A 14,149-nucleotide genomic window follows, 5' to 3' on the forward strand; every position below is an offset into this window, starting at 1 on the left:
GGGACGCCGGGCCCGGTGACCGTCCGCGTCGGGCAGGTCGGCCTCGACGTCGTCCTGCCGTTGCGCAGCGCCGTGCTGCGCGACGGCGGGCCGGCCGGCCTGCCCGGCGACGACGACCCGGCCACCGTCCACCTCGCCGCCCGCACCGCCGACGGGCGGGTGGCCGGCGTCGTCCGGCTCTCCCCCGCCCCGTGCCCCTGGCGCGATGCCCGCGCGCCGTGGCAGCTGCGGGCCATGGCCACCGACCCGGCCGTCCGCGGCACCGGCGCCGGCCGGGCGCTGGTCGCGGCGGGGCTGGCGCTGGTCGCCGGCCGCGGCGGGGACCTGGTGTGGTGCAACGCCCGCGTCGGCGCGGCCGGCTTCTACGGGCGGCTGGGGTTCGCCGTGGTCACGGCACCCTTCGACGTGCCGCCGATCGGCCCGCACGTCGGCATGCTCACCGCGGTACCGGGTGCGACCCGCTCGAGCTGATGCCCGGGATGCGGCCCGCCCGGAAGGCGTCGACGAACAGCCGGTGGTCCTCCTGCGTCTGCCGGGCGTAGGAGTGCGCGAAGGCCACCATGTCGTCGAGGAACTCCTCGCGCCGGTCCCCGACGAGCTCCGCGATCGCCTCCTCGGTCTGGAAGTCGACGAGCGTGTGGTCGCTGTCGGCGTCGCCGACGCAGTGCATCTTCGCCGTCGCCCGGCCGAGCTGGACCATCACCGGGGCGATCTCCTCGGGCTCGGTGAGGTCGTCCCAGTCCAGGTCGTTCTCGTAGGGCGAGAGCTCCTGCACGACGAACCCCACGCCGCCGATCTCGGTGTGGCCGAGGAACTGCGAGGCGTGGGACTGCAGCGCCCGCTGGCTGACCGCCGTCCGGTGGCCGTGGTGCTCGAAGTAGGCGGCGATCCGCTCGTCGCGCACGACCCGGCTCGGTGCCGCCACGTTGCCCTGCTTGATCGACAGGACGACGTCGTTCTCCAGCGCCTGGTCGTAGCCCTCGAGCAGCACGTTGTAGGCGGGCAGGCCGGCGCTGCCGATGCCGAACCCGCCGGTGCCGATGACGTCCTTCACGTCGTAGGCGACGTCGCGGCGGCGCACCGGCGGGTGCACGGTCCCCCGCCAGCGGTCGAGCGCCGCCAGCACGCGCTCGCGCTCGGCGTCGTCGAGCCGGCGGGTGCGGCCGCCGTCGGCGAACCGCCGCTGGTACTCCTCGACGACGGTCATCCGGTCCAGCAGCGAGGCGCGGGTGCGCGTCGTCGTCTCGAGGATCGCCAGGCGCACCGCGCCCTCGGTGTCGGCCGCGGTGAGGGCGAAGGAGCGGTCGTCGTCGGAGCGGCGGAAGGCCTCGACCTGGTCGAGATACGCTGTGAGGTAGGCGCGCAGCAGGTCGGCGATCACGTCGTCGGCCAGCGCCTTCCGCCAGGCCAGCAGCGCGAAGCTGGCCACGAACCGGCGCAGGTCCCAGCTGACGTGCCCGACGTAGGCCTCGTCGAAGTCGTTGACGTCGAACACGATCCGCCCGGCGCCGTCCATGTACGTGCCGAAGTTCTCCGCGTGCAGGTCGCCCTGGATCCAGACCCGGCTGGTGCGCTCGTCGGCCCAGCGGTCGTCGAGGACGTCCATGTCCGCGTAGAACAGGCAGGCGCTGCCCCGGTAGAAGGCGAACGGGTCGGCCGCCATCTTGCGGAACTTGGTGCGGAACGCGTCGGCGTCGGCGGCCATCAGCTCGGAGAAGGCGTCGACCAGCACGTCGACGATGAGCTGCGACCGGTCACCGGGGGTCCCGTCGGCGGACACCCGTCGGGGGGATTCGGACACGGGGGGCACCGTAGAGGCTGGATAGCCTGCAGGACAGGTGGCTGCAGGGCGCGACGATCGGGGTGGCGGTGACGCGAGCGGGAACGGCCCGGCGGCTGGTGGCCGGCGCCGCCTACGGCGGCGGGGGCCTCGGCCTGGCCGGCGCAGGCCTGCTCGCGCTGCTGCGCCTGGAGGCCCGCGCCGCGCGGCGGCGCGTGGAGTCCCGCACCTCCCAGCAGGAGCCCCCGTCCGGCGACGGCGTCTACGGCCGCGGACGCGGGCGGGCCAAGCCGCTCGTGTTCGTCGTGCTGGGCGACTCCAGCGCCGTCGGCCTCGGTGTCGAGCGGGCCGGGGAGACGCCGGGTGTGCTGCTCGCCGCGGCGCTGGCCGAGCTGGCCGAGCGCCCGGTGCGGCTGGTGCGGGTCGCGGTCTCCGGCTCGGAGTCCTACGAGCTCGACCCCCAGGTGGACCGCGCGCTGGCGGAACGGCCCGACCTCGCGCTGATCATGATCGGCGCGAACGACGTCACCTCCCGCACCCGGCCGTCGGTGTCGGTGCGCCACCTCGCCGACGCGGTGCGGCGGCTGCGGGAGGCCGGCGCGCAGGTCGTCGTCGGCACCTGCCCCGACCTCGGCACCATCCGGCCGATCGGCCAGCCGCTGCGGCTCCTCGCGCGGCGCTGGAGCCGTCAGCTGGCCGCCGCGCAGACCATCGCCGTCGTGGAGGCCGGCGGGCGCACCGTGTCCCTCGGCTCGGTGCTCGGCCCCTCCTTCGCCCAGGACCGGTCGCTGTTCAGCGTCGACGAGTTCCACCCCAGCGCCGCCGGCTACGCCTCGGCCGCCGCGGTGCTCCTCCCGGCACTCGCCGACGCGGTCGGCGTCTGGCCCGAGCGCGCCGACCGGCGGCGGGTGCGCCGCGGCACCGTCCGCCCGGTGGCGCGGGCCGCGGCCCGCGCGGCCGGTCGCACCGGCACCGAGGTGCGCGCGACCGAGGTGCGCGGCTCGGGCACCGGCCCGCTGGGCACCTGGGCGCGGCTGCTCCGCCGCCGGCCCTCCGACCTGCCGGTCCCCGCGGGGGTCGACGCGGCCGACGAGCTGCCCGTCGGCTGACCGCCACGTGACACGGAACACAGCGGCCGTCTGTTCCGGCATCACCCGCGACCGGCCGCCTACCCGGGGGTAGTTTCCGGGGTGACCCGACACCCGGCACCCCCGGCCGGGAGCCCGCCTCACCGTGGAGGACCCCATGCCCGAAGCCGTCATCGTCGCGACCGCCCGCTCGCCCATCGGCCGCGCGTTCAAGGGGTCGCTCAAGGACTTCCGGCCCGACGACCTCGCCGCCACCATCATCCGGGCGGCGCTGGACAAGGTCCCGGCCCTCGACCCCACCGACATCGACGACCTGATCCTCGGCTGCGGCCTCCCCGGCGGCGAGCAGGGCCACAACATGGGCCGCGTCGTGAGCGTGCTCCTCGGCATGGACCACCTGCCGGGCACCACGATCACCCGGTACTGCTCGTCGTCGCTGCAGACCACCCGCATGGCGATGCACGCCATCAAGGCCGGCGAGGGCGACGTGTTCATCTCCGCCGGCGTGGAGATGGTGTCGCGGTTCGTGAAGGGCAACAGCGACTCGCTGCCCGACACGCACAACCCCGTCTTCGCCGACGCGCAGGCCCGGGTGGCCAAGACCGCCGAGAGCGGCGCCGACTCCTGGACCGACCCGCGGCAGAACGGCGAGGTCCCCGACATCTACATCGCCATGGGCCAGACCGCGGAGAACCTGGCGCTGCTCAAGGACGTCTCCCGCCAGGAGATGGACGAGTTCGCCGTCCGCAGCCAGAACCTGGCCGAGGAGGCGATCGGCGAGGGCTTCTGGGAGCGGGAGATCACCCCCGTCACCGCCCCCGACGGCACCGTCGTCAGCACGGACGACGGCCCGCGCGCCGGCACCACCCTCGAGGGCATCTCCGGCCTCAAGCCGGTCTTCCGCCCCGACGGCCGGGTGACCGCCGGCAACGCCTGCCCGCTCAACGACGGCGCCGCCGCCGTGGTGGTCATGAGCGACACCAAGGCCCGCGACCTCGGCCTGACCCCGCTGGCCCGCGTGGTCTCCACCGCGGTCACCGGCCTCTCGCCGGAGATCATGGGCTACGGCCCGGTCGACGCCTCGAGGCTCGCGCTGCAGCGGGCCGGCCTGACCATCGACGACATCGACCTCGTCGAGATCAACGAGGCCTTCGCCGCGCAGGTCATCCCCAGCTACCGCGACCTGGGCATCGACATCGACAAGCTCAACGTGCACGGCGGCGCCATCGCCGTCGGCCACCCCTTCGGCATGACCGGCGCCCGCATCACCGGCACGCTCATCAACGGCCTGCAGACCAAGGACGGGACCCTCGGCCTGGAGACCATGTGCGTCGGTGGCGGCATGGGGATGGCGATGGTCCTGGAGCGCCTCAGCTGACCCGTTCCTGAACGGCCAGTGGCCCGGGCCCCCGCGAGGGGACCGGGCCACTGTCGTGCGGGGCCCCGCCGCCGGGGCGGCGGAGCCGGTGCTCAGTTGTCCTGGAAGTAGGACAGCAGGCGCAGGATCTCCAGGTACAGCCAGACGACCGTGACGAGCAGGCCGAAGGCGACGTACCAGGCGAACTTGGCCGGGGCGCCGCGGCGGATGGCCTGGTCGGCCATGTCGAAGTCGAGCAGCAGCGTGAACGCCGCCACACCGATCACGACGAGGCTGAACACGATGGCCAGCGGGCCGCCGTCACGCAGGCCCAGGCCGCCGGGGACGAAGAACGACACCAGCAGGTTGACCAGCACGAGGGCCAGGACGCCGAACAGCGCGCCCACGACCCAGCGGGTCAGCTTGGGGGTGACCCGGATGGCGCCGGTCTTGTAGACCACCAGCATGCCGGCGAAGACGCCGAAGGTGCCGATGACCGCCTGGACGACGATGCCCGGGTAGATGGTGTTGAAGGCCTCGCTGATCGCGCCGAGCGCGACACCGTAGAGCGCGCCGTAGGCCAGCGTGGCCGCCGGGTTGGCGATCTGCTTGAAGCTGATCACCAGGCCCAGGACGAAGGCCACGAGGACCGCGGGCAGCGCCAGGCCCCAGGCCGCCTGACCGGGCAGGGCCCAGACGACGGCGGCGGCCAGGACGGTGACCAGGAAGGACAGGCCCGTCTTCTGGACGACGTCGTCCATCGTCATGTAGCGGGTGGCCGGGCCGGCGGGGGCCGGGGCACCGTACTGCTGGCCGTAGGGCTGGCCGTACTGCTGGTCGTAGCCCTGGGGAGCGCCGTAGGGCTGGGGCTGACCGTAGCCGGGAGCGGCGTAGCCCTGCTGGCCGTACGGCTGCCCGTACTGCTGGCCGTAGCCGGGAGCGCCGTACCCCTGCTGTCCGCTGCCGTTGGCGGCGTTGGCGAAGCCCCGGCCGAAGACCGGGTTGGAGCTGGGCATCGTCATCTCCTCGAGGTGACTGGTCGGTCGGTGGGCTGCACCCTCGCATCCCACTCGGTTCCTACAACGTCGCACGTGGCCTGGACGTTCCGCGCGCGACACGGTCACCCGTGCGGTGGAGACGGCCGTGGCGCCGCCCCCCGGAGGGGACGGCGCCACGGTCGGTCAGCGAGGGTCAGACGGCGTCGCCGTGGCTGTGCTCGTGGTCGTGCGCGAGCCCGCCACCACCGGTCTCCTTGCCGGCCGGCTGGCGGAAGTCGCGGTCGGCCGGGTCACCCTGGTAGGTGCCGCCCGGGACCGGCTGGCCCGTCACCCCGTTCACCCGCGAGGTGTCGTAGGCCAGCGTGAGCACCGCGTAGGCGATGGCGTCGGAGTTCGTGTCCAGCGCCACGCGGTTCACGTTCGCCAGCGTGTCCCCGACCTGGTGGTAGTTCGGGTCGTACGCCAGGCCCGCCGTGCCGCCGTAGTCGGCGGCCTGCTCCGGCGTCTTGACGCCCTCGGCGCCGGTGAACAGACCACCGGAGGGGATGCCGGCGAGGATGAAGGCCTGGTAGTCGCTGCGGCCGCTGAACTCGGTGGCCTCGTAGGGCAGCTGCCGCCGCTCGAAGTAGTCCTCGAGGACGTACTCGATCTGGTCCGAACCCTCGGGCACCGTCACGGGCGCGGTGAACGCCGACTGGTCGCCGTCGTAGATGAACCGGGCGAAGTTCGGCGAGCCGACCATGTCGAAGTTCAGGTACAGGCCGATGTCGGCGACCTGCTCCTCCGACAGCTGCGAGACGTAGTGGTTGGAACCGAGCAGGCCGTACTCCTCGGCGCCCCACCACGCGAAGCGGATGGTGTTCTGCGGCTTGGTCTTGGCGATGTTCTGCGCGACCTCGAGGATCGCCGCGCTGCCGGACCCGTTGTCGTTGATGCCCGGGCCCGCGGCGACCGAGTCGAGGTGCGCACCGGCCATGACGACGTTGTCGCTGGTGCGGCCCCGGAGCTCGGCGAGGACGTTCTCGGTCTCGCGGAGCTCGCTGATCGTCGTGGTGGAGATGGTCACGGTCGCACCCTCGAGGGCGCGGCCGGTCGCGTAGCTGACACCCACCGTCGGGACGGCGCCCTCGATGGGCGCGCCGAGCGTGGGGTTCAGCAGGATGTCGCGGCCGGGCTGGCCCTCGTTGAACAGGATGACGCCGGCCGCGTCGGCAGCGACCGCGTTCTGGACCTTGATGCCGAAGCTGCAGGTGCCGCGCTGCAGCAGCGCGATGCCGCCCTCCGGGAAGCCCTCGAAGTCCGCGGCCTCGCAGCCACTGGTGCTGCTGTTGGCCGGTCCCGTCGGGTCCACGATGTCGACGGCCGTGACGACGCCCGTGACGCTGCCGCTGCCCGAGTACGTGGCGACCGCGTAGTCCGTGTTCTCCACGTACGTGGTCGGGGTGGGCGTGACCTGGCTGAAGGAGCTCGGCGCGGTCTGCTCGAAGAAGGGGAACTCGAAGGACTGGCGGGTGACGGTGTACCCGGCGGCCTCGAGCTGCCCGGTCACGTAGTCCGCCGAGGCCGTGTAGCCGGGGCTGCCGGAGACGCGGGTGCCGCCGTTGGCGGTGGCGATGTCCTGCAGGGCCTGCAGGTGCTGGGTCACGCCGTCGACCGTGACGCACTCGGTCAGCTTGGCGACGGTGTTGTTGTTGCGGTTCTCGCAGGCGTTCCCGCCGGCCGCCGCGGGCAGCGCGGTGACGACGGTGCCGGCGAGTGCGAGGACACCGGCACTGCCGAGCACGGCCGCGCGCGACCGGCGGGACGGATGAGCTGAGGTCATGGACGTCTGTTCCCCTCGAACGTCGGAGTGAGCTCCATTGCTCACGGGGAGTCACCCTGCCGGATCGGTCACCGGGGACGTCAAGCCCTGTATTTCCTGCGGGTCGTGGTGTAGTGGGCCGCAGATCCTGCGGTGCCCCCGGTGGGACTCGAACCCACACTGCGACCCTTTTAAGGGGCCTGCCTCTGCCGATTGGGCCACGGGGGCGGGCGGGCGACGGACGCCCGGGAGGCTGCGTCAGCCGGCCTGCACGCGCTCGGCCCCCGGCCGGCCGGGGGCGAGGCCGGCCGCGGTGACGAACTCGCGGCGCGGGTCCTGCAGCTGGCCCAGGGCGATGACCTCGCGGCGGAACACCGAGGCCAGCGTCCAGTCGGCGACCACCCGAGCCTTGCGGTTGAAGGTCGGCACCCGGCTCACGTGGTAGGCCCGGTGCATGAACCACGCCGGCCAGCCCTTGAGCTTGACGCCGTAGACCTGCGCCACGCCCCGGTGCAGCCCGAGGCTCGCCACCGACCCCGCGTAGGCGTGCCGGTAGGGCCGCGGCTCCTCGCCGCGCAGCACCGCGACGACGTTGTCGGCCAGCCGCTTGGCCTGGCGGACGGCGTGCTGGGCGTTGGGCGCCGTGGTGGCGCCGGGCGTGTCCTTCGTGAGGTCGGGGACGGCGGCGAGGTCGCCGGCGGCCCAGGCGTCCTCGAGGCCGCTGACCTGCAGCGTGGGCTCGCAGCGCACGCGGCCGCGCTCGTCGAGGGGCAGGTCGGTCTCGGCGAGCAGCGGGTTGGGCTTGGTGCCCGCCGTCCAGACCAGGGTGTCGCTGGCGAAGGAGTCGCCGTCGCTGAGCCGCACGACGCCGTCGGACACCGCCTCGAGGCGGGTGTTGAGCCGCACGTCCATGCCGCGGGCGGTGAGCTGCTTGACCGTCCAGGCGGCCATGTCCAGGTCGACCTCGGGCAGGATCCGCCCGGTCGCCTCGACCAGCACCCACCGCATGTCGCCCGGCGACAACCGCGGGTAGTAGTGCTCGACGGCGTAGCGGGCCATGTCCTCGAGCTCGGCGAAGGCCTCGATGCCGGCGTAGCCGCCGCCGACGAAGGTGAACGTCAGCGCCCGCGCGCGCACGGCCGGGTCGTCGGTGGAGGCGGCGGCGTCGAGCCGGGCGAGCACGTGGTTGCGCAGGTAGATGGCCTCGCCGACGGTCTTGAAGCCGATGCCGTGCTCGGCCAGCCCCGGGATCGGCAGCGTGCGCGCCACCGAGCCCGCCGCCATCACCAGCACGTCGTAGGACAGCTCGTACGGCGCGCCCTCCACCGGCGCGATCCGCGCCCGCCGCTGGGCGTGCGACAGCGACACCACCGCGCCGGTCACCACCCGGCAGCGGGGCAGCGTGCGCCGCAGCGGGACGACGACGTGCCGCGGCTCCACCGAGCCGGCCGCCGCCTCGGGCAGGAACGGCTGGTAGGTCATGTGCGGCTGCGGGTCGACGACGACCACCTCGGCGCCGCCCCGGGCGAGCCGCTTCTGCAGCCGCAGGGCGGTGTAGAGGCCGACGTAGCCGCCGCCGACCACCAGCACCACCGGACGGGACCCAGCACCCGGACGAGTCGCCATGGGGCCAGCCTAGGGGCGCGGCAACCCGCCCTCGCCCCCGTGCGCCCGCCCCGTCCCGGCCAGCTCGGTGGCCCGCGCGAGGACGGCGTCGAGCATCGGCTCGGTGAGCCGGCCGGTGAAGGTGTTCTGCTGGCTGACGTGGTAGCTGCCCAGCAGGGTCAGCTCGCCGCGCGGCCCGGAGACGGTGACCTCGACCCCGTGCCCGAACGCCGGCCGCGGGCGGGGCAGCGCGTACCCGGCGTCGGCGAGGACCGGCCACAGCGCCGTCCAGCCGAACCCGCCGAGCACGACGGCGACCCGCAGGCCGGGCAGCAGCGCCAGCTCGCGGGCCAGCCAGGGCGAGCAGGTGTCGCGCTCGGCCGGCGTCGGCATGTTGTCCGGCGGGGCGCAGCGGACGGCGGCGGCGACCCGCACGCCGGTGAGCTCGAGGCCGTCCCCGACGTGGGTCGACGTCGGCTGGCTGGCCAGGCCCGCCCGCCACAGCGCGGCGAAGATCCAGTCGCCGCTGCGGTCGCCGGTGAACACCCGGCCGGTGCGGTTGCCGCCGTGCGCGGCCGGCGCCAGCCCGACGACGGCGATGCGGGCGTCGGCGGGGCCCAGGCCCGGCACCGGGCGGCCCCAGTAGTCCTCGTCGCGGAAGGAGGCCCGCTTGACCCGGGCCACCTCCTCGCGCCAGGCGACCAGCCGCGGGCAGGCCCGGCAGCCGGAGATCCGGGCGTCGAGGACGGCGAGGTCGCGCGCCGCGCGGGCGGAACGGGCGACGCCGGCGGGGCTGCGGGTGACGGGGAACCCCTGCGCGTCTCTCGATCGGCCCCGCTGCAGGGTCCCGCCGCGAGCCTGCGAGGGGCGGGGGGCAGTGGGGTCCTCCATCCGGCCAGTGGACCACCCGGGCGGGGACGGGCGGCCGCCGGGGCGGCAGGGCATGATCACCGCATGGCCCGCAAGGAGAAGGCGCCGCTGACCTGGAAGCTGCTCGGCTCGGGGCTCGCCGTCCCGGCCGGCATCGCCGCCCGCAAGCTCACCGACGCCGCCTGGTACGCCGCCCGCGGCACGAACCCGCCGAAGAACCCGGCGGCGCCCGGGGTGAGCTGGCCCGACGCGCTGGCCTGGGCGGCGTTCTCGGGGGTCGTCGTCGCCGCCGGCCGGCTGGTCGCCGCCCGCGGCGCCGCGGCCGCCTACCAGTCGCTGACCGGCAAGCTGCCCCCCGGGCTCAACGAGGGTCCCTGACCCGGCGCCCTCAGCCCCGGGCGAGCCGCAGGGCGATGCCGTCGAGGATGTCGTGCTCGCTCACGACCACCTCGTCGAGGGCGAAGGCGTCCATCACCACGCGGAGCACCAGCGCGCCGGCACCGATGACGTCGACCCGGCCCGGGTGCATGACCGGCTCCGCGGCCCGCCGCTCGCGGGTGGCGGTGAGCAGCCCGGCGGTGACCGACCGGACGGCGGCCACCGGGATGCGCGAGCCGTGGATGGCCGCCGCGTCGTAGGCCGGCAGCCGCAGCGCGAGCGCGGCGACGGTGGTCACCGAGCCGGCCAGGCCGACCAGGGTCGCCGCCTCCCCCACCGGCACCGCGGCGGCCACCTGGGCCAGCGCGGCGCGGATGTCGGACTCGGCGCGGCCGATCTCGTCGGCGGTGGGCGGGTCGCCGTGCAGGTGCCGCTCGGTGAGCCGCACGCAGCCGACGTCGACCGACCGCGCGGCGCGCACGCCACCGGCGTCGCCGAGGACGAACTCGGTGGAGCCGCCGCCGATGTCGACGACCAGGTACGGCGGGCGGGGCGGCGGGCCGCCGTGCCCGGCGGCCGCGGCGTCGAGCGAGGCGGTGGCGCCCAGGAAGGACAGCCGGGCCTCCTCGTCGCCGGGGACGACGTCGGGCGGCAGCCCGAGGGTGTCGCGGACCATCGCCTCGAAGTCGGCGCGGTTGGCCGCGTCGCGGGTGGCGCTGGTGGCCACCATGCGTACCGCCGTCGCGCCGAGGTCGCGGGACCGGGCGGCGTACTCGGCGAGCACGACGCGGGTGCGCTCGATCGCCTCGGGGGCCAGCCGGCCGGTGGCGTCGACGCCCTGGCCGAGCCGGACGACCTCCATGCGGCGCAGCAGGTCGGTGTGCGCGCCCTCGGGGGGCACGTCGGCCACCAGCAGCCGGATGGAGTTGGTGCCGCAGTCGATGGCGGCGACCCGGGTGACACTGCGGGTCACGGGCGGTCCTCCTCGGGGAGCGCGCAGGGCCCCTGGGCCCACCACTCCCCCATCTCGGCGACGGCGCGGTCGCCGATCGGGTTGACGCCGGGGCCGGCCGCGAGGGCGTGGCCGGCCAGCGCGTGCAGGCACTTCACCCGGTCGGGCATGCCGCCGGCGGTCGCGCGGGTGGGCAGCTCGCCGAGGGCGTCGCGCTCGGCGAGGTAGGCCTCGTGCGCGGCGAGGTAGGCGGCGGCCAGGTCCGGGTCGGTCCCGAGCTCCTCCTGCCACTCGCGCATCCGGCCGGCCGACTCCAGCCGGCTCGCGGCCGCCGAGGCCCGCGGGCAGGTCAGGTAGTACAGCGTCGGGAACGGGGTGCCGTCCTCCAGCCGCGGGGAGGTCTGCACGACGTCGGGCTGCCCGCAGGGGCACCGGTGCGCCACCGCGCGGACGGCGCGCGGCGGGCGGCCGAGCTGCCGGCCGACGGTCTCGCGCTCCTCCGGGCTGATCGGCTCGCGCACCCGCTCCCCTGGTGAGGTCATCCGTCGGCCTCCGCGACCGAGCCCAGCAGCTGCTCGTACCAGGGGCGGGCGGCGGAGGACGTGTCCGGCAGCGTGCCGGCGTCGCCCTCGGCCACCTCGCCGTCGACGACCACCACCAGCCGGTCACCGGGCAGCACGTAGGACAGCCGCTCGCGGGCCTGCTGCGCGGTCCAGTCCGGGTCGGACTGGCGCTCCAGCTGCGCCTGCAGGTCGGCGATGCGCTCGTCGTGGGCGCTGCTCTCGGCGGCGAGCCGGGCGAGCTCCGCCCGGCCCTCCAGCCACTGCCGCACCGGCCCGGCCAGGGTCAGCGCGAGCAGCAGGAGCAGGCCGACCAGCACGACGCCGCGCCCGGTGACCAGCGGCCGCCGGGTGGCGGTCACGCGCGGCGCGGGCCGCGGGGTGCGCCGGCCCTGGCGGCGGGCGTCGGGACGGCTGCCCGCGCCCGACCGCGTCCCGGCCGGGACCGGCCGGGACGCGGCGTGCGAGAGCGGGCGGCCGGTCGAGCGCCGCCTCCCCGTACCGGCGCTCACCCGGTCAGGAGATCCGCAGGCGGGGGAAGGCCGCCGCGCCGGCGTAGCGCGCGGCGTCGTCGAGCTCCTCCTCGATGCGCAGCAGCTGGTTGTACTTGGCCACCCGCTCGCTGCGGGCCGGGGCGCCGGTCTTGATCTGCCCGCAGTCGGTGGCGACGGCGAGGTCGGCGATCGTGGTGTCCTCGGTCTCGCCCGAGCGGTGGCTCATCATGCTGCGGTAGCCGCTGCGGTGCGCCAGGTTCACGGCGTCGAGCGTCTCGGTGAGCGTGCCGATCTGGTTGACCTTCACCAGCAGCGCGTTGGCGGCGCCGCGGGAGATCCCGTCGGCCAGCCGGGCGGGGTTGGTGACGAACAGGTCGTCGCCGACGATCTGCACGCGGTCGCCGAGGGTCTGGGTCATCGCCACCCAGCCGTCCCAGTCCTCCTCCGAGAGCGGGTCCTCGATGGAGACGATCGGGTAGGCGTCGACGAGCTCGCGGTAGTAGTCGACGAGGTACTCGGCCGACCGGGTCTGGCCCTCGAAGTCGTAGCCGCCCTCGCCGTGGAACTCGGTGGCGGCGACGTCGAGCGCGAGCGCGATGTCGGTGCCGAGCGAGTAGCCGGCCTTCTCCACGGCCTCGGCGATGAGGTCGAGCGCGGCGCGGTTGGTGGGCAGGTCGGGGGCGAAGCCGCCCTCGTCGCCGAGGCCGGTGGACAGGCCGCGGCCCTTCAGCACCGACTTGAGCGCGTGGTAGGTCTCCGCGCCGACGGCGAGCGCCTCGGCGAAGGTGGCCGCGCCGATCGGCGCGATCATGAACTCCTGGACGTCGACGTTGCTGTCGGCGTGGGCGCCGCCGTTGAGGATGTTCATCATCGGGACCGGCAGGAGGTGCGCCGAGGGCCCGCCCACGTAGCGGAACAGCGGCAGGCCGGTGGACTCCGCGGCGGCGCGGGCGACGGCGAGGCTCACGCCGAGGATCGCGTTGGCGCCCAGGCGGGACTTGTCCGGGGTGCCGTCGAGGTCGAGCAGGCGCTGGTCGACGAGGCGCTGCTCGGTGGCCTCGTAGCCGACGAGCTCGGGGCCGATGACGTCGAGGACGCCGTCGACGGCCTTGGTGACGCCCTTGCCGCCGTAGCGCTCCCCACCGTCACGCAGCTCCACCGCCTCGAAGGCGCCGGTGGAGGCGCCGCTCGGGACCGCCGCGCGGGCGATCGTCCCGTCGTCGAGGGCGACCTCGACCTCCACGGTGGGGTTACCGCGCGAGTCCAGGATCTCCCGCGCGCCTACGGCATCGATGCTCGGCACGGGGAGCAGCCTAGCGACGGCCGGGGGCGCACCCGTCCGCGGCGCGGAGCCGCGGCGGACCTGTCACCAGATGGTCACGGCGCGGTCACGGAGCGGCTCCGGCGGAACAGGATCGGCGCTAATCTCGGGCCTCGGGCGCCTCCCCGCGCCCACACCGTCGGAGGACCCGATGACCGAGCGCCGGCAGGACCCGCCCCCCTTCGACGCGGACGACGGGACGGGCGCGTCCGTCCTCGGCTTCCCGCCGGACACCTCGGCGGACGACGACACCGGCGACCTGGAGCCGGTCCCGGACGGCGCCGAGGTGGCCGGGGTCGCGGCCCGCCCCGGGCTGGCCTACGTGCGCCACCCCGACGTCGCGGGCGGGGTGCTCCTGCTGCTCGCCGGCGTGGCCGGGGCGGCGAGCGCATGGCTGCCGTGGGAGCGGGGCGGGGAGACGACCGGGCTGGACCTCGTGGCGCGCGCGGTCGGCGCGGCCCGGGACGGGGTGGCCGGGCTGGGACCCACCGGCCTGTGGCAGCCGGCGGCGGTGGCGGCCGGGAGCGCCGTGCTCGTCGTCCTCGGGCTCCTGCTGCTCCGGCCCGCGCGGGGCCACCGGGTGTCCGGGGTGCTCGCGCTGGCCGTCGCGCTGGCCGGAGCCGCCGCGGTGGCCGGCCGGCTGGTGGACGCCGGCTGGGACGCCGCCTCCCTCGGGCCGGGGGTCTGGTGCGCCGCCGCCGTCGCGGGGCTCGGCGTGCTCGGGGCGCTCAAGGCCATGCTCACCGCGCCCCGGGTGACCACCACGCCGGACGCGCCGCTGCCCGTCGGCTGACCGCGGCGGCGCTCCCCTCGCGCTGCGTCACCGCCCGCCGGAGCGCTTCACCCGCAGAAGATCGCGCGCGACCCGATGGGGTGAGGCGCGCTCCCGGGCCGGGGTCGGCCCGGCCTCCCGAGCCGCACACTCGGCCGGTGCCCGCCGGTCCG

14 protein-coding genes and 1 tRNA gene are annotated in these 14,149 nt (G+C 75.3%); 5 read left to right on the forward strand and 10 right to left on the reverse strand.

What is annotated here, in order from left to right; translation table 11 throughout:
• The first annotated feature begins 15 nt into the window (after window positions 1-15).
• Window positions 16-471 carry a GNAT family N-acetyltransferase gene (locus tag ACI79X_RS00670; protein ID WP_457023489.1) on the forward strand — a complete coding sequence of 152 codons (456 nt, stop codon included), beginning with the start codon at window positions 16-18 and terminating at the stop codon, window positions 469-471.
• Here ACI79X_RS00670 and ACI79X_RS00675 read toward each other — a convergent pair.
• Complete coding sequence (locus ACI79X_RS00675; protein WP_457023490.1) at window positions 437-1,801, reverse strand: DUF2252 domain-containing protein; 1,365 nt, start codon at window positions 1,799-1,801, stop codon at window positions 437-439. The two genes, ACI79X_RS00670 and ACI79X_RS00675, sit on opposite strands and share 35 nt — an antisense overlap.
• A 68-nt stretch (window positions 1,802-1,869) precedes the next feature.
• Between ACI79X_RS00675 and ACI79X_RS00680 the strand changes: the two genes are divergently transcribed.
• Window positions 1,870-2,889, forward strand: a complete 1,020-nt coding sequence (locus ACI79X_RS00680) for an SGNH/GDSL hydrolase family protein (protein ID WP_457023491.1) — start codon at window positions 1,870-1,872, stop codon at window positions 2,887-2,889.
• Between the two features lie 136 nt (window positions 2,890-3,025).
• The gene (locus ACI79X_RS00685; protein ID WP_457023492.1) at window positions 3,026-4,246 is read left to right on the forward strand and encodes an acetyl-CoA C-acetyltransferase; all 1,221 of its coding nucleotides are present in this window, start codon (window positions 3,026-3,028) and stop codon (window positions 4,244-4,246) included.
• A 92-nt stretch (window positions 4,247-4,338) separates the two neighbouring features.
• On the opposite strand, the gene ACI79X_RS00690 is transcribed toward ACI79X_RS00685, so the two are convergent.
• The 5 genes from ACI79X_RS00690 to ACI79X_RS00710 all read right to left on the reverse strand — a co-directional run bounded on the left by ACI79X_RS00690 (window position 4,339) and on the right by ACI79X_RS00710 (window position 9,520).
• Window positions 4,339-5,241: a Bax inhibitor-1/YccA family protein gene (locus tag ACI79X_RS00690; protein WP_457023493.1), complete on the reverse strand. Its 903-nt coding sequence runs from the start codon at window positions 5,239-5,241 to the stop codon at window positions 4,339-4,341.
• Window positions 5,242-5,416: 175 nt separating this feature from the next.
• Window positions 5,417-7,045, reverse strand: a complete 1,629-nt coding sequence (locus ACI79X_RS00695; protein WP_457023494.1) for a M28 family metallopeptidase — start codon at window positions 7,043-7,045, stop codon at window positions 5,417-5,419.
• A gap of 133 nt (window positions 7,046-7,178) precedes the next feature.
• Window positions 7,179-7,252 (reverse strand) — tRNA-Leu (locus ACI79X_RS00700).
• 30 nt (window positions 7,253-7,282) lie between these two features.
• Complete coding sequence (locus tag ACI79X_RS00705; protein ID WP_457023495.1) at window positions 7,283-8,650, reverse strand: NAD(P)/FAD-dependent oxidoreductase; 1,368 nt, start codon at window positions 8,648-8,650, stop codon at window positions 7,283-7,285.
• Window positions 8,651-8,659: 9 nt separating this feature from the next.
• The gene (locus tag ACI79X_RS00710; protein ID WP_457023496.1) at window positions 8,660-9,520 is read right to left on the reverse strand and encodes a uracil-DNA glycosylase; all 861 of its coding nucleotides are present in this window, start codon (window positions 9,518-9,520) and stop codon (window positions 8,660-8,662) included.
• A 63-nt stretch (window positions 9,521-9,583) separates the two neighbouring features.
• Between ACI79X_RS00710 and ACI79X_RS00715 the strand changes: the two genes are divergently transcribed.
• Complete coding sequence (locus tag ACI79X_RS00715) at window positions 9,584-9,877, forward strand: DUF4235 domain-containing protein (protein ID WP_073418609.1); 294 nt, start codon at window positions 9,584-9,586, stop codon at window positions 9,875-9,877.
• 10 nt (window positions 9,878-9,887) lie between these two features.
• Here the strand turns inward: ACI79X_RS00715 and ACI79X_RS00720 are convergent, their stop codons facing one another.
• The 4 genes from ACI79X_RS00720 to eno are packed head-to-tail and all read right to left on the reverse strand — an operon-like array spanning window position 9,888 to window position 13,186.
• Window positions 9,888-10,850, reverse strand: a complete 963-nt coding sequence (locus ACI79X_RS00720) for a Ppx/GppA phosphatase family protein (RefSeq protein ID WP_457023497.1) — start codon at window positions 10,848-10,850, stop codon at window positions 9,888-9,890.
• Entirely contained in the window at window positions 10,847-11,371 is a 525-nt protein-coding gene (locus ACI79X_RS00725; protein WP_457023498.1) for a DUF501 domain-containing protein, read from the reverse strand. The genes ACI79X_RS00720 and ACI79X_RS00725 overlap by 4 nt, the downstream gene beginning before the upstream one ends.
• Entirely contained in the window at window positions 11,368-11,901 is a 534-nt protein-coding gene (locus tag ACI79X_RS00730; protein WP_457023499.1) for an FtsB family cell division protein, read from the reverse strand. The genes ACI79X_RS00725 and ACI79X_RS00730 overlap by 4 nt, the downstream gene beginning before the upstream one ends.
• Before the next feature lie 4 nt (window positions 11,902-11,905).
• The gene (eno, locus tag ACI79X_RS00735; protein WP_457023500.1) at window positions 11,906-13,186 is read right to left on the reverse strand and encodes a phosphopyruvate hydratase; all 1,281 of its coding nucleotides are present in this window, start codon (window positions 13,184-13,186) and stop codon (window positions 11,906-11,908) included.
• Window positions 13,187-13,355: 169 nt separating this feature from the next.
• On the opposite strand from eno, the gene ACI79X_RS00740 reads away from it, so the two are divergent.
• On the forward strand, window positions 13,356-13,997 hold the full coding sequence (locus ACI79X_RS00740) for a hypothetical protein (protein WP_457023501.1): 642 nt from the start codon (window positions 13,356-13,358) through the stop codon (window positions 13,995-13,997).
• Window positions 13,998-14,149 lie beyond the last annotated feature (152 nt).

The organism is Geodermatophilus sp. SYSU D01119 (genome assembly GCF_054049975.1).